This is a genomic window from Serratia sp. LS-1, from assembly GCF_003719595.1.
Classification (GTDB): domain Bacteria; phylum Pseudomonadota; class Gammaproteobacteria; order Enterobacterales; family Enterobacteriaceae; genus Serratia; species Serratia ureilytica.
On sequence record NZ_CP033504.1, the window covers coordinates 4,236,997 to 4,255,467 of the forward strand.

15 protein-coding genes are annotated in these 18,471 nt (G+C 62.5%); 11 read left to right on the forward strand and 4 right to left on the reverse strand.

Features of this window, described 5'->3' with window-relative positions; all coding sequences use genetic code 11:
- The 3 genes from EDY99_RS20260 to EDY99_RS20270 are packed head-to-tail and all read left to right on the forward strand — an operon-like array spanning position 1 to position 6,373.
- Positions 1-1,239, forward strand: a complete 1,239-nt coding sequence (locus tag EDY99_RS20260) for an SrfA family protein (protein WP_103101838.1) — start codon at positions 1-3, stop codon at positions 1,237-1,239.
- On the forward strand, positions 1,239-4,184 hold the full coding sequence (locus EDY99_RS20265) for a virulence factor SrfB (RefSeq protein ID WP_164489286.1): 2,946 nt from the start codon (positions 1,239-1,241) through the stop codon (positions 4,182-4,184). The genes EDY99_RS20260 and EDY99_RS20265 overlap by 1 nt, the downstream gene beginning before the upstream one ends.
- Positions 4,181-6,373 (forward strand): virulence factor SrfC family protein, encoded by a 2,193-nt coding sequence (locus tag EDY99_RS20270; protein WP_123062027.1) that lies wholly within the window; start codon positions 4,181-4,183, stop codon positions 6,371-6,373. Before EDY99_RS20265 ends, EDY99_RS20270 begins: the two co-directional genes overlap by 4 nt.
- Before the next feature lie 33 nt (positions 6,374-6,406).
- Here EDY99_RS20270 and EDY99_RS20275 read toward each other — a convergent pair whose 3' ends face one another.
- The gene (locus EDY99_RS20275; RefSeq protein WP_123062028.1) at positions 6,407-7,306 is read right to left on the reverse strand and encodes a LysR substrate-binding domain-containing protein; all 900 of its coding nucleotides are present in this window, start codon (positions 7,304-7,306) and stop codon (positions 6,407-6,409) included.
- Positions 7,307-7,447: 141 nt separating this feature from the next.
- Between EDY99_RS20275 and EDY99_RS20280 the strand changes: the two genes are divergently transcribed.
- The 4 genes from EDY99_RS20280 to EDY99_RS20295 all read left to right on the forward strand — a co-directional run bounded on the left by EDY99_RS20280 (position 7,448) and on the right by EDY99_RS20295 (position 10,327).
- Positions 7,448-8,458: an aldo/keto reductase gene (locus EDY99_RS20280; protein WP_047026514.1), complete on the forward strand. Its 1,011-nt coding sequence runs from the start codon at positions 7,448-7,450 to the stop codon at positions 8,456-8,458.
- A gap of 53 nt (positions 8,459-8,511) precedes the next feature.
- Positions 8,512-9,309, forward strand: a complete 798-nt coding sequence (locus EDY99_RS20285) for an SDR family NAD(P)-dependent oxidoreductase (RefSeq protein ID WP_047573388.1) — start codon at positions 8,512-8,514, stop codon at positions 9,307-9,309.
- Positions 9,310-9,347: 38 nt separating this feature from the next.
- On the forward strand, positions 9,348-9,764 hold the full coding sequence (locus EDY99_RS20290) for an SRPBCC family protein (protein ID WP_047026516.1): 417 nt from the start codon (positions 9,348-9,350) through the stop codon (positions 9,762-9,764).
- Between the two features lie 143 nt (positions 9,765-9,907).
- Positions 9,908-10,327 carry a VOC family protein gene (locus EDY99_RS20295; RefSeq protein ID WP_033651779.1) on the forward strand — a complete coding sequence of 140 codons (420 nt, stop codon included), beginning with the start codon at positions 9,908-9,910 and terminating at the stop codon, positions 10,325-10,327.
- On the opposite strand, the gene EDY99_RS20300 is transcribed toward EDY99_RS20295, so the two are convergent.
- Positions 10,324-11,007 carry a Crp/Fnr family transcriptional regulator gene (locus EDY99_RS20300; RefSeq protein WP_123062029.1) on the reverse strand — a complete coding sequence of 228 codons (684 nt, stop codon included), beginning with the start codon at positions 11,005-11,007 and terminating at the stop codon, positions 10,324-10,326. The two genes, EDY99_RS20295 and EDY99_RS20300, sit on opposite strands and share 4 nt — an antisense overlap.
- Before the next feature lie 158 nt (positions 11,008-11,165).
- Between EDY99_RS20300 and EDY99_RS20305 the strand changes: the two genes are divergently transcribed.
- Together EDY99_RS20305 and add are read left to right on the forward strand one after the other, a co-directional pair.
- On the forward strand, positions 11,166-12,107 hold the full coding sequence (locus EDY99_RS20305) for a nucleoside hydrolase (RefSeq protein WP_123062030.1): 942 nt from the start codon (positions 11,166-11,168) through the stop codon (positions 12,105-12,107).
- Positions 12,108-12,116: 9 nt separating this feature from the next.
- A complete protein-coding gene (gene add, locus EDY99_RS20310) occupies positions 12,117-13,109 on the forward strand; it encodes an adenosine deaminase (RefSeq protein ID WP_123062031.1) in 993 nt (330 codons plus the stop codon).
- Between the two features lie 29 nt (positions 13,110-13,138).
- Here add and EDY99_RS20315 read toward each other — a convergent pair whose 3' ends face one another.
- Positions 13,139-14,338 carry an NAD(P)/FAD-dependent oxidoreductase gene (locus EDY99_RS20315; protein WP_033645347.1) on the reverse strand — a complete coding sequence of 400 codons (1,200 nt, stop codon included), beginning with the start codon at positions 14,336-14,338 and terminating at the stop codon, positions 13,139-13,141.
- Positions 14,339-14,638: 300 nt separating this feature from the next.
- Between EDY99_RS20315 and pitA the strand changes: the two genes are divergently transcribed.
- The gene (gene pitA, locus EDY99_RS20320; RefSeq protein WP_033645348.1) at positions 14,639-16,141 is read left to right on the forward strand and encodes an inorganic phosphate transporter PitA; all 1,503 of its coding nucleotides are present in this window, start codon (positions 14,639-14,641) and stop codon (positions 16,139-16,141) included.
- Positions 16,142-16,922: 781 nt separating this feature from the next.
- On the opposite strand, the gene uspB is transcribed toward pitA, so the two are convergent.
- Positions 16,923-17,258 (reverse strand): universal stress protein UspB, encoded by a 336-nt coding sequence (uspB, locus tag EDY99_RS20325; protein ID WP_004930978.1) that lies wholly within the window; start codon positions 17,256-17,258, stop codon positions 16,923-16,925.
- Between the two features lie 434 nt (positions 17,259-17,692).
- Here uspB and EDY99_RS20330 point away from each other — a divergent pair, with 434 nt between their 5' ends.
- Positions 17,693-18,466: an SDR family oxidoreductase gene (locus tag EDY99_RS20330; protein WP_033651782.1), complete on the forward strand. Its 774-nt coding sequence runs from the start codon at positions 17,693-17,695 to the stop codon at positions 18,464-18,466.
- Positions 18,467-18,471: the final 5 nt, after the last annotated feature.

The following is an 18,471-nucleotide window of genomic DNA, read 5'->3' on the forward strand; positions in this document are numbered from 1 at the left end:
GTGGTGAAACCCTTCTTACGCAGTGGCAGTTTGGATGATGTGCTGGCTTTAGGCGAAAACGGGCAACCGATCTACGCCTGCGCGCAGCAGCTGCGGGAAACCCTGCGTCTTCGCCGACAGCAGCAGGCCGCCGACTGTCTGGCGATCCCCCAGCCGAACGAAAGCGGCACGCGCATCGACTGGTATGCGCCCTTTCCGGGCAAGGTGACCTCCTGGCTGGCGGCAAGCGATGCCCAGCGCGCGCAGGCGGTGCGCCACCTGGAACACTGTCTGGCGACCTTCCGCAGCCTGACCGAACAGACCCGGGCGACCGATCACCCCAGCCACCGCCTGTTCGGCGCGCTGCTGGCCAAAGCGATGCACATTCCCGATCCCAACCACGTCTACCTGGTGGACGATCGGCCGGTGCTGACCTTTTGGGGCTTTATCAAACCGCAGGCGCAGAGCCCGGACGATCCGTTAGCCTGCCTGCGCCCGCTCGAATCGGAAGTGGAAAAACCGGCGCCGATCGCCGCCGCGCCGCGCAAACCGGCCGTTGTCGAACCGGTAAAACCGCCCCCGGCCGCCGAGCCTGAACCGGTGCCCGCCCCGACGGCGCACGCCGAATCCCCCGCCGTTGTTCGCCCGCGTCGACGCCACGCGCTGTGGTTGTTGCCGGTACTGCTGCTAGGCAGCGCGGCGCTGGCCGCCTGGCTGCACCGCTCACCGCCGCCGCAACCGGCGATGCCGGCTGAGGTGCGCCATCCGGCACCGCCGGAAAAAACCGCCGCGCCGTTGCCTGAGCTGCGCTTGCCGCTGGCGCACGCCACGCTGATGCCGCCGCCCCCGGCGCCGATCATCCCGCAGCCGGCGGACAAAAATGCGCTGGTGCTGCCGCCCGAGGCGGTGAAGGCCGGCTCCACCCGTTTCCTTAACGGCAAATGGCGCGCCACGGTGGCGCTGAAAGATCCGATCACCGGCAAGCGCCCCAGCCTGCAATACCGCCTGAACGCGGGCAAAGGCAGCGCTGTCATCGCCTACGGCGACGGCGTCACCTGCCGGGTGGCGGTCGAGGCCGGGCTGATGCAGTCCGGCAATCTGGTGATCAACAGCCGCACCAAAGCGCGCTGCAGCGACGGCAGCCGCTACCAGATCCCGGAAATCGTCTGCCGCCAGGGCGAGACCGGGACCGCGGAATGCACCGGCCGCTACGATGCGGACACCACCTATCCCATGACGTTCAAGCGCGAGAGTAAATGATGCTGGCACCCCTTACGGACTACAAACACGGCATTACGCTGATTCAGGACAGCGGCATTCAGTTTATGGACTTTGCCCTGACCCCGCGGCTGGACGCCGAGTTTCCCGGCAAATTCGTGCGCAAGACCGCCAGCGGCCCGCTGTTGCGCCTGCAATGGGAGGCCGAGAGCGGCAAATATCAGCTGCCGGCCGAGGGCGGGCAAGCCGCCGAAGTGGTGCGGCCGGAGTTCAGCTACCCGCTGCAGCAGTCGCTGCGCCTGCTGGATAAGCTCTGGCTGCCGTTGCCGTTCTTGCGCTATACCGCCTCGGGGATATTTTTGTCGGGCCCGGATAACTGGGCTCGCCTGCAGGTGGTGCAACTGGATGAACCGGATCAGGACGGCAACCTGCTGCGGGTGGTGCTGGCCTTCGATACCCGCGCCGCCGTGCCCGGCCAGGAAGCGCTGGCGCCGGGCGAGAGCGATCTCGGCGCCGATCTGAGCTTCGCGCTGGCGCACCGTAACCACGAACTGGGCGAGTTCCTCGATCTGACCTGGGTGGACGGCTGGCTGCGCGAGGCGTTCAGCCAGCGCGCCGCCGAGCGGGAACAGCGCGCCGAGGCGGAGATCAACGCCGGGCTGAAAACCTTCGAGTATCAGGCGCACTACCTCAACCTGTTGCACATGCTCGGCCATCAGCTGTCGGTGCCGCAGATAAAAATGGCGGCGGCGACGCTGCAACAGCCGGCGATCGACGTCGATCTGGTGCTGGACGTCGGCAATTCTCACACCTGCGGCGTGCTGGTCGAAGACCATCCGGAAGAGAGCAACGGCCTGAAGCAAACCTATGAGCTGCAGCTGCGCTCGCTGTCCGAACCGCATCACGTCTACAACGAACTGTTCGAGAGCCGGGTGGAGTTTTCTCGGGCCGCGTTCGGCAAGCCGCATCTGTCCTTCCAGAGCGGACGCGACGACGCCTTCCAATGGCCGTCCATCACCCGCGTCGGCCGTGAAGCCGCGCAATTGGCGCAGCGACGCGAAGGGCATGAAGGCACCACCGGCATCTCCAGCCCGCGCCGCTATCTGTGGGACGAAGAGCGCTATGCGCCCGGCTGGCGCTTCAACGAGCGGCACGAGCCGATGGCCGCCGCCGCGCCGTTGACCACCTTGATCAACGACGAGGGCGTGCCGCTGTCCGCCTTGCCGACGGCCGAACGGCTGCCGGTGTTCGCCGCCCATTACAGCCGCAGCGCGGTGATGAGCCTGATGCTGAGCGAGCTGTTGGCGCAGGCGCTGATGCAGATCAACAGCATCGCCCAGCGCAGCCGCATGCCGAACGCCGCCGCCCCGCGCCGTTTACGCGCCATCATCCTGACGCTGCCGTCGGCGATGCCGAAGCCGGAGCGGGAGATCTTCCGCCGCCGCATGCAGGAAGCGATCGGGCTGGTGTGGAAAGCCCTCGGCTGGCACCCGCAGGATGCGCCGTTCGACGGCGCGCACACTCGCTTCCCGGCGCCGCAGGTGCAGATCGAGTGGGACGAAGCCACCTGCGGCCAGATGGTCTATCTGTACAACGAAACCCAGGTGAACTTCGCCGGCCGCACCGACGCCTTCTTCGCCGCCATGGCGCGGCCCGATCGGCCGCTGGCGCCGGGTGAACAGCCCGGAAAAACGCTGCGCATCGCCTCCATCGACATCGGCGGCGGCACCACCGATCTGGCGATCACGCACTACTCGCTCGATGACGGCGTGGGCAACAACATCAAAATCAACCCGCGCCTGCTGTTCCGCGAAGGTTTTAAGGTCGCCGGCGACGACATCCTGCTGGATATCATCCAGCAATTTGTTCTGCCCGCCGTGCAACAGGCTTTCGAGGCCGCCGGCGTGAACGCCGCCGCGGCGCTGATGGACAAACTGTTCGGCAACGAAGGGCGCATGGACGGGCTTTCCACCCTGCGTCAACAGGCCGCGCTGCAGATCTTCATGCCCGCCGGACGCGCGCTGCTCGCCGCCTATGAGCAGTACGATCCGCTGGACAGCCGCGCGGAAATCGCCGCCGGCCTCGGCGATCTGCTGCCGCAGCGGCCGACGCCGCAGGTGCTGGCGTTTATCAACGGCGAAGTGCAGCGCGAAGCCGACAGCGACGCCTTCGATATCCTGCACACCCCGCTGGTGATCCGTCTGGCCGACCTGCACGCCGCTTTCTTGTCCGATCGCATCGGCATCGGCCGCTGTCTGCGCCTGCTGGCCGAAGTGGTGGCGCTGTACACCTGCGACGTGTTGCTGCTGACCGGCCGCCCGGCGCGCTTCCCCGGCGTGCAGGCGCTGCTGCGCCATCTGCAGCCGCTGCCCGCCAGCCGCATTCTGCCGCTCGAGGGCTACCACACCCGCAGCTGGTACCCGTTCAACAAACGCGGCCGCATCGACAACCCGAAATCCACCGCTGCCGTGGGCGCCATGCTGTGCCTGCTGGCGATCGATCTGCGGCTGGAGAGCTTTTACTTCAACGTCGGCGATTTCCAGCCCTACTCCACCATTCGCTATCTGGGCATGCTGGACGGCAACAACATGCTGGCGGACGATAACGTCTATTACCGCGACATCGATCTGGATCGCGCCGATTTCGCGCTCGATCCCGCCGGCAGCTTCCAGCTGCGCGGCCCGCTGCGTCTGGGCTTCCGCCAGCTGGACAACGAACGCTGGCCGGCGTCGCCGCTCTATACGCTGACCATCAATGACGCCCAGCTGGCGCGCAAGCTGGCCGGCGACGCGGTGATCGGCCTGCGGCTGGCCATCACCGCCAGCGCCGAGCAGGGCGCCGAGAGCGTCAAGATCGCCCAGGCGCTGCTGGCCGACGGCAGCCCCGTCCCGGCGCACCACCTGCAACTGAAACTCAATACCCTGGCTGCCAGCGCCTCCGGTGCGACCCACTACTGGATAGACAGCGGGAGCATTTACCCACGATGAACACGCAAACCCTCGCCCCAGCGGCTCCGAATAACGCGCTCAGCGCCGGCATTTTGCAGGCGATCGACTGGGTGGACGCCGCACGCCATCACTCCGCCCGCCTGGAGCGGGAAGCCGATCGGCTGATACAGCGTTTGCGGCGTTGCCATAACCGCGCCGCACTGTTGGAAAACACACGGCCTGCGCAGGTCGCCATCGGTTTATATGGCCACAACGCCGCCGCCAAAGCCCATCTGTTGGCAGCGCTGGCGCCCGGCGCGAAGCGCTTCGACGCGGACCTTTCGCTCGCGGTGCGCTACTGCACGGCGGCCGAGGCGGGGCCCGCCGATTATCCGATCGCCCTCGCCTTGCTCGATGAAGCGCAGTGGTTGGCCATGACGATTGACGCCGCCGCGATGAGCGGCTTTCGCCCGGACTGGGACGCCCGCGCCATCGCCGGCCACCTGCAAGCGCTGACGCGCCACCGACAGGCGGTCGCCATCGATGGCCTCGACGGCAATGCCGTACTGGCGCTGTGGGACAGCCTGCGCCGCCACGGCGACAAAGAGCAATCCACGCTCGACAGGCACTTCTGGCCGCAGGCGGTGACGCTGGCGCCGCAGTTGAGCATCGATGACCGCGCGCGCCTGTTTGCGCCGCTGTGGGGAGAGGAAGCGACGCTGACGGCGCGTTACCGCCAGCTGGCGCACGCGTTGCAGGCGCTCGACGGCAGCAGACGGGTTCATGCCCCGCGCCGTGCGTTGGCGCTGCTGACCGCAAGCGCCGCACCGGAAAACGCCACGATCGCCGTCATGACCGAAAACGGCGATCAACGGGAGATCGCACTGAGCGATCTGGCCTGGCTGACCGCAGAAGTGACCACCCTGCTGCCGCAGACGACGCAGGCAGGCTTGCCCGCCGACGTGGCGCTGATCGACCTGCCCGGCAGCCGCATCTGTCCGCAGGCAGAGCCGGCGCAGCGTCTGCAGCAGGCGAAGCGCGCCCATTTACTGGCCCGTTGCGCCGACGGCCTGCACGCCAGCCTGCTGCTGGTGACCGATGCCGCCGCCACGCCGCAGGACGCCGCGCGCGTCGGCCAGGCGCTCGCCGATTGGGTCAACCACACCCAGGGGGAAACCCCGGCGCTGCGCCAGCGCCGCAAGCCCGGTTTAATCTGGGCAATCACGCCGTTCGATCTGCGTCAGGAAGGCAAAGCGCGGCCCGACGATGCCGTCCAGCGTCAGGTCGGCGAGCCCGGCGACAGCTGGGCCACGCTGCTGGCGCTGGATGAACAGGACTGCCGCCGGATGGTGAACTACCTGGCTGCACAGGCGCGCCCGGCCCACAAACAAGCGCGCTTGCTCGAACAGCGTGAAGAGTTGCAGCGCGAACTGACGGAAAGCCTGCTCGGCAACTGGCTCTCCGTCGCCGATCCGCACGCGGCGCAGCAACGCGCCCAGCAGCTGTTGCGCGCGTTGCAGGCGCAGGCCGGCCGCCACGGCGAACTGCTGGAACGGTTGCTGCCCCAGCGCGATACGCTGCGCCAGCTTTATCAGCAACAGCAGCATACGACGCCGTCCCAGACGACGCCGACTTCGCCGTTTGGGCTGGATATCGATCTGTTCGGTGCGCAAGACCCTGCGGCGCCCGGCGAGCAGCCCGCATCGCCTTTCGCCGCGCGGATCTTCGCCGACTGGGTCAACCATCTGCGCGCGCTGCCTGACAGCCGCCGGTTGCTGGATCTGCTCGGCGTCGACAGGCCGCACCTCGAACTGCTGGTCGATGCGCTGATCGGCGCCGCCTGCCGCCTGCGGCTCGACGACGAACTGGAGCGCGCGCTGTGCGCCGGGAGCTTGCCGGAACAGGGTGAAGATCGGCAGATCAGCCAGGCGCTGGCGCTACTGGGCGACTTCGTCGCCTGGCTCGGCTTCCAGCGGCGCGACGCAGCCACGCGCCCCGAGAGCCGCGTCAATCCCGGCCAGCCGATCTTTACCCCGCCGCCGCAGCCGGCGGTGGACTGGAGTGGCCAGCAGCGGCTAACCCGGCTGGCGCCGACGCCGACCAAAAATACCGCGTTTTATATCTATGACTGGCTGATCGGCCTGCAAACCCTGCTGGCGGAGAATGCCGCGCAGGCGCAGCCCGCGCTGGCAGACGAGCAGCGCGCCGACCTGGCGGCGATCGTCGCGGCCCTGCGCGCTGCGCCGTAGCAGGCGCCATCCGGGCCGGACGCCGCCGCGCGATCAGTGGCAGGCCGGCCCGGCCGACATCACTTCGCGAAAGTGGGTGACCAGCGGGCGCAGGTTGGCCTTGTGCCACACTGCCCACAGCTGCGTGGTGTATTGCATCCAGGGCAGCTCGCGCAGCACCACGCCTTGCGGCGCGTTATGCCGCAGGCTGTGCTGGATCAGCGTCATCCCCAACCCGGCGGCGACCAGCCCCAACGCCGTCAGCGGCTCGCCCGCTTCCAGCCGAATATCCGGATCGAACCCGGCCTTCACGCAGGCCGCCACGAAATCGTCGCGCGAATGGGCATCCTCTTTGTGGATCACCGAGATCCAGGCCTGATCGGTGAGATCCGCCGGCTGCAGCGTTTCACTGTCCGCCAGCGGATGCGTCTGCGGCAGGGCCAGCAACATGCGATCGTCCAACACCTGCGTATAGTCCAAATCCTGATCGTCGCGATCCGGCGCCGTATTGACCAGCGCCACGTCCAGGCTACGCTGCCGCAGCCCTTCCAACTGCATGGAAGAAGGCTGGCTGTAAAGCACGATGTGCACATCCGGCCGGGACACCCGCAGCGACCGCAAGGCGTTCGACAAGACGCCGGAGTGCATCGCATTTTCGATATAGCCGATGCACAGCCCGCCGTCTTCACCCCGCCCCAGGCGGCGTCCGAGCGATTCGAGCCGGTTGGCGTGCGTCAACAGCGCGCGGGTTTCGGCCAGAAACGTCTGGCCGTCGGCGGTCAGGCGAATGCGCTGCTGATTGCGCTCAAACAGCATCAATCCGAGACGTTCCTCAAGTTGGGAAATCTGCCGGCTCAGCGGCGACTGGGAAATGTGCAGCCGTTCGGCAGCGCGGCCGACGTGCTCCTCTTCCGCCACCGCGACGAAGTATTTCAACTGACGTAAATCGATCATGTGAGACCTCAAAGGACTTAACTTAGACAAATTATGTCCTATCAAGTCACAACTTGCCACGCTATCTTTAGCCTCGTGACGGGGCAGACGCACTGTGCGCCCCCCAATTTCCCTGAAAAGATAACGTATTGAGGACCTGACATGAGCATCAGAAATATTTTACCCGGCAAGATCGGTTTGGGCGGCGCACCGCTCGGCAATATGTTCCGCAACATCCCGCAAGACGACGTGCAAGCCACCGTCAGCGGCGCCTGGGATCTGGGCATCCGCTACTTCGACACCGCGCCGCTCTACGGTTCCGGCCTGTCGGAAATCCGCATGGGTGAAGTGCTGTCGCACTACCCACGCGACGAGTATGTGCTGAGCACCAAAGTGGGCCGCATCATGCTGGACGAAGAAGAAGACACTTCCGCCCGCGATCTGGGCGAGAAAGGCGGTTTGTTCGAACACGGCTTGAAGAACAAAATAGTCAACGACTACTCCGCCGACGCCACGCTGCGTTCCATCGAAGACAGCCTGAAGCGCCTGAAAACCGACCGCCTGGATATCGTCTGGATCCACGATCCGGCCCAGGATTTTTACGGCGACAACTGGATTGAACAGTTCAACATCGCCCGCACCGGCGCTTTCCGCGCGCTGACCCGTCTGCGTGAAGAAGGGGTGATCAAGGCCTGGGGCCTCGGCGTCAACCGCGTCGAGCCTTGCGAACTGGCGCTGGGCCTGAGCGAAACGCAGCCGGACGCCTTCCTGCTGGCCGGCCGTTACAGCCTGCTGGATCATGAACGCGCGCTGCAACGTTTGATGCCGGAAGCCCTGGCGAGCAACGTCGACATTGTCGTCGGCGGCCCTTACAACTCCGGCGTGCTGGCCGGTGGCGAGCACTACGAATACCAGAAAGCATCCCCGGCGGTGCTGGCGAAAGTGGCGCAAATCAAAGCGATCGCCGCTCGCTTCCAGGTCGACGTCAAAGCCGCCGCGCTGCAGTTCTCGCTGGCTAACCCGGCGGTCGCCGCCGTGATCCCCGGTTCGAGCCGCCCTGGCCGCATGGCCGAAGATCTGGCTGCGCTGGACGCCGTTATCCCGGCTGAATTCTGGGCCGAAATGCGCCGTCAGAAACTGGTGGCCGACAACGCGCCGCTGCCGATTCGTTAAGTTTTATGGGGCCGCATGGCCCCATTACCCCCATTAACTCGATGAGATACATGATGAAACTGGATCTTTCAGGCAAAGTCGCCGTCGTCAGCGGCTCCACCTCCGGCATCGGCCTCGGCATCGCGCGCGGGCTCGCCAAAACGGGCGCCACCGTGGTGATCGTCGGCCGTCAGAAAGCCGGGGTTGATAACGCCATCGCCGACATCAGCGCCAACGTGCCCGGCGCGCAGGTGCGCGGCGTGGTCGCCGATCTCGGAACGGAACACGGGGCTGCAACCCTGTTCGCCGCGGAACCGAAAGCCGACGTGCTGATCAACAACCTGGGCATTTTCAACGATAACGACTTCTTTACCGTGCCCGACAGCGAGTGGATGCACTTCTATAACGTCAACGTCCTCTCAGGCGTGCGGCTGGCGCGCCACTATGCGCAGAGCATGACCGAGCAGGGTTGGGGACGCATTATTTTCGTGTCGTCCGAATCCGGCGTCGCCATCCCGGCGGACATGATCAACTACGGCGTCACCAAAAGCGCCAACCTGGCGGTGTCTCACGGCCTGGCGAAACGCCTCGCCGGCACCGGCGTGACGGTCAACGCCATCCTGCCGGGGCCAACCTTTACCGAAGGCCTGCAAGACATGCTGGCGGATGCGGCGGCCAAATCCGGGCGCAGCGCACGCGATCAGGCCGACGAGTTCGTTAAAACCGAACGCCCAAGCTCCATCATTCAGCGCGCGGCGGACGTCGATGAAGTGGCCAACCTGGCCGTTTACCTCGCGTCTCCGCTGTCTTCGGCCACCACCGGCGCGGCGCTGCGCGTCGACGGCGGCGTCGTAGACACGCTGGCGATGTAACCCTGTACCCGAAACCGATATTAAGAGAGAGAAAGAAAATGGCTACTACATCCGTCTCAATGGACATCCCGGCATCCGCCGACACCGTATGGCAACTGATCGGCGGCTTCGACGCCCTGCCTGACTGGCTGCCGTTCATTCCGAAAAGCGTCATTTCGCAAGGCGGCCGCGTGCGCACTTTGACCACCGCCGACGGCGGCACCGTCATCGAGCGGCTGGAAGCGTTCGATAACCGTCAACGCAGCTACAGCTACTCCATCATGCAGGCGCCGTTCCCGGTGGTGAATTACCTGTCCACCCTGTCAGTGCACGCCACCGACGACGCCAACGTGGCGCGCGTGGAATGGTCGGGCAGCTTCACGCCGGTCAACATCAGCGACGACGAGGCCATCGCCCTGTTCAGCGGCATCTACCAGGGCGGCCTGGATGCGCTGAGCGGTAACTTCCCTCGTTAACGCTTGAACACTCAAGCCCCACGGCCGATGGCTGCACCCATCGGCCGTTTTTTTTGGTTTGGCCGCGCGAAGCGGCAACGCCGCGAAACAGGATAAATCCGCCATCGCCGCTTATGCTGTAAAGGAGATGTTCATTTGAGGAGATGACCGTGCGCCCTTTCAACCTGCAACAGTTGGATCATGTGGTTCTGCGCGTGCGCGATATGCAGAACAGCCTGCGTTTTTATACCCAGGTCATCGGTTGTGATATCGCCAAACAGCGGCCGGATTTGGGGCTGGTGCACCTGCGCGCCGGCGCCTCCATGATCGATCTGGTGGACGTCAACGGCATGCTCGGAAGAAAAGGCGGCATGCCGCCCGATGCCAGACAGCAGAACGTCGATCACTTTTGCCTGCGCATCGATCCGTTCAACGAAGACGCGTTGCTGACCTACCTGCGATCGCAGGGGATCGACGCGGATCCCGCCGAATCGCGCTACGGCGCGGAAGGCGACGGGCCGTCCATCTATTTCAGCGATCCGGACGGCAATCGCGTGGAATTGAAAGGGCCGGCGCTCGATTAATCGCTTTGGTTACCTTCGATAGCAGACAGCCGTTGGCGATCCGTCACCCGCAGTGATTTGTTTTTAAACTGAATGATGCCTTCCGCCGCGAGCTGCGCCAACGCGCGGCTCAGCTGTCTGACGGAGATGCCCAATCTCGCCGCCAACGCCTCCCGGTTTTCCAGCTCAATCAATTCCCCTTCGCTCTTTATCTTGAACAATAAAAATTTTCGCAGTTTATATTCCGCCGTCAAAACGCCGTTCGCATGCAGCAAGGAGGAATTCAGCAGCTTATTGCTCAATTGCCGGCAGATAAAGGTGAGAAACGCCGGGTCGCTCAGGGCGTGATTGTTGATGACCTCTATCGGTGCCGCGAGGAGCAGCGCGTCGGTCACCGCCTGCACGGTGCTGAACAGCGTGCGCTGCGCCTGGGAGAACAGCTCCAGATCGCCAATTACCGAGAAATCCGTTTCGAAGGAAAAGACAATGTGCGCGCCATTCACATCAAAATTCTCAACCTGCAATTTTCCCTGCACGAGAAAAAACAGGTGGGTCAAGCGATCGCTTTGCGTCACCAGGTATTCGCCGGCTTCGACGCTCACCAGGCGCAGTGCGGCGAGCAGCGTGGGCGAAAGCGCCGTTTGCAGATCGTGAACCTCAATGAACGCTTCTTTTAGCTTGCTGTCACCGACCGTTTTCAAGGCGATTCACTCCCAAGGCTCATCCTTAAACGTCTTGCCTCCTCGCTTTCGACTGCGTTCAGCATAGCCGACGCGCTTCAGAACGAAAAAGGACATCTGACCTTTTTTGCCTTGGGCCGCCTGGGTATTTTCTCCGTACCCCCTACGAGGAGATTGCCATGCGACACATTCTGATAGACACCGATACCGCTTCCGACGATGCCGTTGCGCTGCTGATGGCGTTGCGCGAACCTGGCGTGAAAGTGGAAGCGATCACCGCGGTCGCCGGAAACTGCCCGCTAGAACACTGCGTCAAAAATGCGCTCATTTGCGTGGAAAAAGCGGGAACCTATGCCCCTCCGGTTTACGCCGGCATGGCGAAACCACTGTTTCGCACGCGCTATCACTCGCACCATATTCACGGTGAAGACGGCATGGGCGACATGGCCTTGCCGACCCCACGCTTGGCCGTAGAACCCGTTCATGCCGTGGACGCCATCATCGACTGCGCCGCACGGCTCAAGGGCGAGCTGGAAATCGTCACCCTGGGGCCGCTGACCAATCTCGCGATGGCGGTGCTGAAAGCGCCCGCGCTGGCCGAAAAAGTGAAGCGCGTGTATGTCATGGGCGGTTCCGGACTGACGCCCGGCAATATCACCCCGCTGGCCGAATTTAATTTTTACGCCGACGCCGAAGCTGCGCATCTGGTGCTCACTGCCGGGCTGCCGCTCACTCTCGTCGGCTGGGAGATCGGCATGGGGGAAGCATTTATCGACGAACGCGATATAGAACGATTGAATAACCTCGGCGAACTGGGACGCTTTGCCGTGCGCTGCAATCGCACGCTGATGGCGTTCAACGCACGGCGCACCGAACGCAAAGGGTTTGATTTGCCCGATCCGACCACCATGGCGGTGGCGCTCTATCCGGATATCGTCGAGACCAGTCTGGAGGCGTATTCATGGGTAGAATATAAAAGTGAGAGGTCTTACGGCCATTACGTCATCGATTCCACTCAGCTTACCGGCGAACCGGCCAATGCGCGCGTGATTACCCGCATTAAGCCCGGCCTGTTTAAAGAAAAACTGTTCTCGTTGTTATCTCAGCCGTTAATGAAATAAGTGACCCGCATGAAATTCGATCCAAGAAAATTGAAGAAAGTGGAATTACACGTCCATTTGGATACCTGTTTAAGCTACCACTATTTAAAAAAGGTCGACCCGCAAATAACCAGAACGGCATTTAATCGGCAATTTGTCGCGCCGAAACGATGCGCCGATCTGGGGGACTTTCTAAGCAAGATAGCGCCGCAAATAGATCTATTGCAGACAAGCCAGGCGATAGCGCTGGCCGTCGAGGACTTATTCGCGCAGTTGGCGGCGGATAATGTCATCTATGCCGAGCTGCGCTTCGCGCCGCTGCTGCATACCCGGCTGGGGTTAACCGGCGAAGCGGTGGTCGAGACGGTGCTGGCGGCCATGCATAACGCCTCGCGGGCTTACGGCATCGCCGCCGGGCTTATCCTATGCACGCTGCGGCATTTCGACGCGGCCGCCAGCCTGCAAACGGCGAAGCTGGTTATCGATTATCAGGGAAGCGGCGTGGTGGCGCTGGATTTGGCCGCCGATGAAGCACGTTACCCGCTGACCCACCATGTGGCGGCCTTTCGCGCCGTGCGTGCCGCCGGCGGCAACGTCATCGCCCACGCCGGTGAGGCGAAAGGCCCCGACAGCGTGCGGGAGACGCTAGATAGGCTGCAGGTGTCGCGCATCGGCCACGGCGTCAGAAGCATCGAGGACCCTGCGCTCGTCGAGCGCCTGGTAGCCACCGGCGTCCTGCTCGAGATCTGCCCCAGCTGCAATCTCACCTGCAATTTGTTCGACAGCATCGACGATCATCCGATAGATCGGCTCAAAAAGTGGGGGGTGCGGCTAAACGTGAATACCGATGCGCGCACCGTCGTCGATACCACGCTGAACAAGGAGTACCAGCTGTTGCATGACGCCTTCGGCTGGCAGGATGACGATTTTAACCGCAGCAACCGACAGGCGCTGGAGGCGAGTTTTCTCGACGGCGATACTAAAATTAAATTAATGAGTCAGCTCAATGCCGGGTCGATGTGACCCGGCGCGTTTCAAGGCCAAGCGGCGTTTTACCGCCCCTGCGCCGCCAGCGCCTGGGCGCAGGCCCAGGCCGAGCTCCAGGCCCACTGGAAGTTGTAACCGCCCAGCCACCCGGTCACGTCCACCACTTCGCCGATAAAATAGAGCCCCGGCGCCTTGTGGGCTTCCATCGTCTTGGAAGAAAGTTCGTTGGTGTCGACGCCGCCGAGCGTCACCTCCGCCGTGCGATAACCCTCGGTGCCGTTCGGCTGCACGCGCCAGTTCTGCAACAGATCCACCAGCGCCGCCTGCTGCGGCGCATTCAGCTGCTTCAGCGTCGCCTCCGGCAATTGTCCCAGGGTCTGCAAGCATTCCACCAGCCGCTTCGGCAAGTGCAGCGCCAGGGTGTTTTTCAGGCTTTGGTTCGGGTGCTGCAGGCGCTGTTCATCAAGGAAGCCCGCCAGATCCAGCTCAGGAAGTAAGTTAATGCTCACATACTCACCCGGTTGCCAGTAGCTGGACAGCTGCAATACCGCCGGGCCGGACAGGCCGCGATGGGTGAACAGGATGCTTTCACGGAAGCTGACGCCGTTCTCGGCGGTGATCACCGCCGGCACCGACACGCCGGACAGCGTTTGCACATGCTCCAGCAGCGGCTTATGCAGGGTAAACGGCACCAGCCCGGCGCGCGTCGGCAGCACCCTGAGGCCGAACTGCTCCGCCAGCTTGTAACCGAACGGCGAGGCGCCCAGCCCCGGCATGGATAATCCGCCGCTGGCCACCACAAGTGAGCGAGCACTTACTTTTTCGCCATTCAGCGCCAGCGCGTAGCCGTTCTCGGTTTTCTCCACGCCCAGCACTTCGCTGCGCAGGCGCATCGTCACCTGGCCCAGCTCGCACTCTTTGACCAGCAGATCCACCACCTGCTGCGCCGAATCGTCGCAGAACAGCTGCCCCAGCGTTTTTTCATGGTAGGCGATGCCGTAACGGTTGATCAGATCGATGAAGTCCCACTGGGTGTAGCGCGCCAGCGCCGACTTGCAAAAATGCGGGTTGTTCGACAGATAGGCCGCCGGTTCGGCGTACATGTTGGTGAAGTTGCAGCGCCCGCCGCCGGACATCAGGATCTTGCGGCCCGGTTTTTTGCCGTTGTCGAGCAGCAACACGCGGCAACCGAGTTGCCCCGCCTGCGCGGCGCAAAACATGCCGGCGGCGCCCGCCCCAATCACTACGACATCAAACTGTTCCACCTGAGCCTCACTTATCAAAACCACAATCGCGACAAAAGAGCGCCATATTACGCCGTTTCGCCGCCGGTCACCGCCAAATTCACGGCGGCAGATTGTAAAGCCCCCGCGCCGCCAACGCCATAGTAAGAAAATATTACAGAGGTCAGAGCAGATTAACGCATTGATATTCCATATTTTTGTTATAGACACGCCACCATTTCGTCATGTCCAAATCAAAAAAACGTCATATTTTCCTTTTCCCCGGCACCGGTTGTCACTGATAATGCGCGGCGTTCATGTCCACAAACTGGCGTAACGCTTATGCTGCATTTGTTCGCTGGCCTGGATTTCCATACCGGCCTGATGTTAATTCTCGCATTGTTGTTCGTGTTGTTTTATGAAGCCATCAACGGTTTTCATGATACGGCCAATGCGGTCGCTACAGTTATTTATACCCGCGCCATGCGCTCGCAACTTGCGGTCGTGATGGCAGGTTTGTTCAACTTTCTTGGCGTAATGCTCGGCGGTTTGAGTGTTGCTTACGCCATCGTCCACTTGTTGCCTACCGATCTGTTGTTGAACGTCAGTTCAGCACACGGATTAGCCATGGTCTTCTCCATGCTGTTGGCGGCAATCATCTGGAACCTCGGCACCTGGTATTTCGGTCTGCCGGCGTCCAGTTCCCATACGCTGATAGGCGCAATCATCGGTGTCGGTTTAACCAACGCCCTGATGACCCACACTTCGGTCGTGGATGCGCTTAACGTCCCGAAAATGATTGGCATTTTCCTTTCTCTGCTGTTCTCGCCGCTGGTCGGCATGATGGTGGCGGGAGTGATGGTGTTCGCCTTGCGCCGCTATTGGAGTGGCACCAAGAAACGCCAGCGTATCCACATGACCCCAGCGGAACGTGAAAAGGTCGACGGCAAACGCAAGCCGCCGTTCTGGACCCGTATCGCGCTGATCCTGTCGGCGATTGGCGTCAGCTTCTCGCACGGCGCCAACGACGGTCAGAAAGGCATCGGCCTTATCATGCTGGTGCTGATCGGCGTTGCCCCGGCCGGCTTCGTGGTCAATATGAATGCAACCGGTTATGACATCACCCGTACGCGTGACGCCGTGACCCACCTGCAGCAATATTACCAGCAGCACGGCGACGCGCTGTCGCATGCGGTGTCGTTGACGCCGCTGGTGCCAAGCCCGGATGACGAAGCCACGCCTGGCAAACCGGCCGAGTTCCACTGCGACAGTTCGCGCGCCATGCCGGCGATCGAGCTGGCTCAGGGCATGCTGACCAACCTGCAAAGCTACGATCAGTTGACGGTTGAGCAGCGCAGCCATTTGCGCCGCCTGCTGATGTGCGTGACCGACACGGCGGATAAAGTCGCCAAGCTGCCGGAAACCTCATCCGCCGACCAGCGCTTCCTGAAGAACCTGCGTCAGGATCTGCTGCAGACCGTCGAGTACGCGCCGATGTGGATCATCGTCGCCGTCGCGCTGGCGCTGTCGCTCGGCACCATGGTGGGCTGGAAACGCGTAGCCACCACCATCGGCGAGAAGATCGGCAAGAAAGGCATGACCTACGCCCAGGGCGTATCGGCCCAGATGACCGCGGCGCTGTCGATCGGCGTGGCGAGTTATACCGGCATGCCGGTCTCCACCACCCACGTTCTCTCTTCGGCGGTTGCCGGGACGATGATCGTGGACGGCGGCGGCGTGCAGAGCAAAACCGTGAAGAACATCCTGTTGGCCTGGGTGCTCACCCTGCCAATCTCGATTCTGCTTTCCGGTGCGCTGTATTGGGTCGCGTTGAAGCTGATCTAAGCGACAAGCATCATGAGGAAGGCGGCCGCATGGCCTAATGCCAGTCAGTTAAGCCTGACTGGCATTTTTTTATCCATCCTCTGGGCGTTCTGTGCAGGAGAATTGCCGTAAAACCCTCGCATTTCTCTGATGCCGTAGCGAACGGCAATTGTAGGGGCCGATGGCGCGGCCCCTACACCCGCGCCTTTGCTTAACACCGCCTGTCCGCTGCGCGGATACCCTCGCCGTGTCTGCGTTGTCGGGCGGGTCGGCTGCGACAAACGTCCCTGTTAGTCTCGCCTCAACCGGCCTTCCCTGGCCGGTTGCCCCTGACAACGCCGCCTTGCTCGGCAGCCGGTGATGCGCGCCAAAGGTCAACACCCGAGCTGGCAGCTACCGGGCAACCCGTACTTTATGAGGTTATCGCAGAGAAGAGGAATCGGAGATGAGCACGGTATTGGACGCCCTTGAAGACGCCGAACGCAGGCATAGCGCATTAGGCGAAACCGCCATGGACGGCGGTTTCAGGTGAGACAGGCAGGGACGCCTGTCGCAACCGGCCTCAATGCGGTATGGCGGAGCGAGGGGAGTTGGCAAAGCCAACCGTCTGATAGGGCAAAGGCGCGGGTTGCCAGGGGCCGCGCCTTTCGGCCCCTGGCTCGGTCGAGGTGCAGGAGCCTCATGATGCACCTCTCATTTATCGACCGAAAACGTCACGAGTACTTCAAAAAAACGCTAACTGGTAAGCATTAGGCCGCATGGCCGCCTTTTTTTTGCCTGCATCAAGGGAAACAGAAAGGCATTAATACCAAATCATCATCGCTATCAGGCAGATGACCACCAGGCCGCACAGGGCCGAAGTCAGCATAAACTGCCCGCGCACCCGCTCACAGCGGCGAATAAACTCCGGATCGTGGTGCTCGACATAGCGCTGCGCGAAAATATAACGCACCAGCCTCAGCTGCTTGCTGGGTTGGCCGTGGGCGGTAAAGAAACCGCCGCCGTCGACATATTGGTACAGCAGCGGGTCACAGCCGCGCAATACCACCAGCAGCGCGCGCAGAGAAGAGTAATACCGCACCATGTTAACCACACACACCACACACAAGGCCCAAAACAGCGCGACGGTACTGATCATGATTGCCCCCTCAAGGCGTTGTTATCCGCGGCCATCCGCCGGGTCCAACCGCCCTACCTCATTACCCGATACTCTGCTGGAGCTTACCGCTCTCATCCCCTTTTTTTGCCTGCACGGGCCACGCCCATAACCCACCGCCTCCGAAGACGTTGCCGCACCGCACGATGAGATTTGCACGGCATGGTTCTACTCAGAGGAGAAATGATGAGGCCCATATCCATCATTGTAGGTTAATGAAACGCAAACTGGCCTGAGCAGTGGATAAAATTTACCGCCCTGTGCCGAAAAGTCACCTGCCGGGGCGTTATAAGCGATAACCGCCCGTTTTCGATTAGGCTGTTTTTATGGATAGTCTATCCCGCGCCACGCCGCTGATCTTTCCCCCCACGCTGGCTAGACTCAGGTTTCCGTTACGCTTATCCAAGGAAACTGTTATGGCAAACCATTCAATCAAGGGAAAAACCGTCCTGATCGCCGGCGGCGCCAAGAACCTCGGCGGGCTGATCGCGCGCGATTTGGCTGAGCAAGGCGCCAAAGCGGTGGTGATCCACTACAACAGCGCCGCCTCCAAAACCGAGGCGGAGAAAACCGTCGCCGCCATTCAGGCCGCCGGGGCGCAAGGCGTCGCGCTGCAGGCCGATCTGACCACGGCGGGCGCGGTCGAGAAGCTGTTCGCCGATGCTGTCGCCGCCGTCGGCAAGCCGGATATCGCCATCAATACCGTCGGCAAGGTGCTGAAAAAGCCGCTGATCGACATCAGCGAAGCCGAGTACGACGAGATGACCGCGGTCAACGCCAAAACCGCGTTCTTCTTCCTGAAAGAAGCGGGTAAGCACCTTAACGACAACGGCAAAATCTGCACGCTGGTCACCTCGCTGCTCGGCGCCTTCACGCCGTTCTACGCCGCTTACGCCGGCACCAAAGCGCCGGTGGAGCACTTCACCCGCGCCGCCGCCAAGGAGTTCGGCGAGCGCGGCATCTCCGTGACGGCGGTCGGCCCCGGCCCGATGGATACCCCGTTCTTCTACCCGGCGGAAGGCGCGGACGCCGTGGCCTACCACAAGACGGCGGCGGCGCTGTCGCCATTCAGCCAAACCGGCCTGACCGATATCGAAGACGTGGTGCCGTTCATCCGTCATCTGGTCAGCGACGGCTGGTGGGTAACCGGCCAAACCATCCTGATCAACGGCGGCTACACCACCAAATAAACCCG

Coding starts and splice junctions, on each gene's coding strand:
- EDY99_RS20265 (WP_164489286.1), top strand. CDS start 1,239: ATGCTGGCACCCCTTACGGACTACAAACACGGCATTACGCTGATTCAG.
- EDY99_RS20270 (WP_123062027.1), top strand. CDS start 4,181: ATGAACACGCAAACCCTCGCCCCAGCGGCTCCGAATAACGCGCTCAGC.
- EDY99_RS20275 (WP_123062028.1), bottom strand. CDS start 7,306: ATGATCGATTTACGTCAGTTGAAATACTTCGTCGCGGTGGCGGAAGAG.
- EDY99_RS20280 (WP_047026514.1), top strand. CDS start 7,448: ATGAGCATCAGAAATATTTTACCCGGCAAGATCGGTTTGGGCGGCGCA.
- EDY99_RS20285 (WP_047573388.1), top strand. CDS start 8,512: ATGAAACTGGATCTTTCAGGCAAAGTCGCCGTCGTCAGCGGCTCCACC.
- EDY99_RS20290 (WP_047026516.1), top strand. CDS start 9,348: ATGGCTACTACATCCGTCTCAATGGACATCCCGGCATCCGCCGACACC.
- EDY99_RS20295 (WP_033651779.1), top strand. CDS start 9,908: ATGACCGTGCGCCCTTTCAACCTGCAACAGTTGGATCATGTGGTTCTG.
- EDY99_RS20305 (WP_123062030.1), top strand. CDS start 11,166: ATGCGACACATTCTGATAGACACCGATACCGCTTCCGACGATGCCGTT.
- add (WP_123062031.1), top strand. CDS start 12,117: ATGAAATTCGATCCAAGAAAATTGAAGAAAGTGGAATTACACGTCCAT.
- pitA (WP_033645348.1), top strand. CDS start 14,639: ATGCTGCATTTGTTCGCTGGCCTGGATTTCCATACCGGCCTGATGTTA.
- uspB (WP_004930978.1), bottom strand. CDS start 17,258: ATGATCAGTACCGTCGCGCTGTTTTGGGCCTTGTGTGTGGTGTGTGTG.
- EDY99_RS20330 (WP_033651782.1), top strand. CDS start 17,693: ATGGCAAACCATTCAATCAAGGGAAAAACCGTCCTGATCGCCGGCGGC.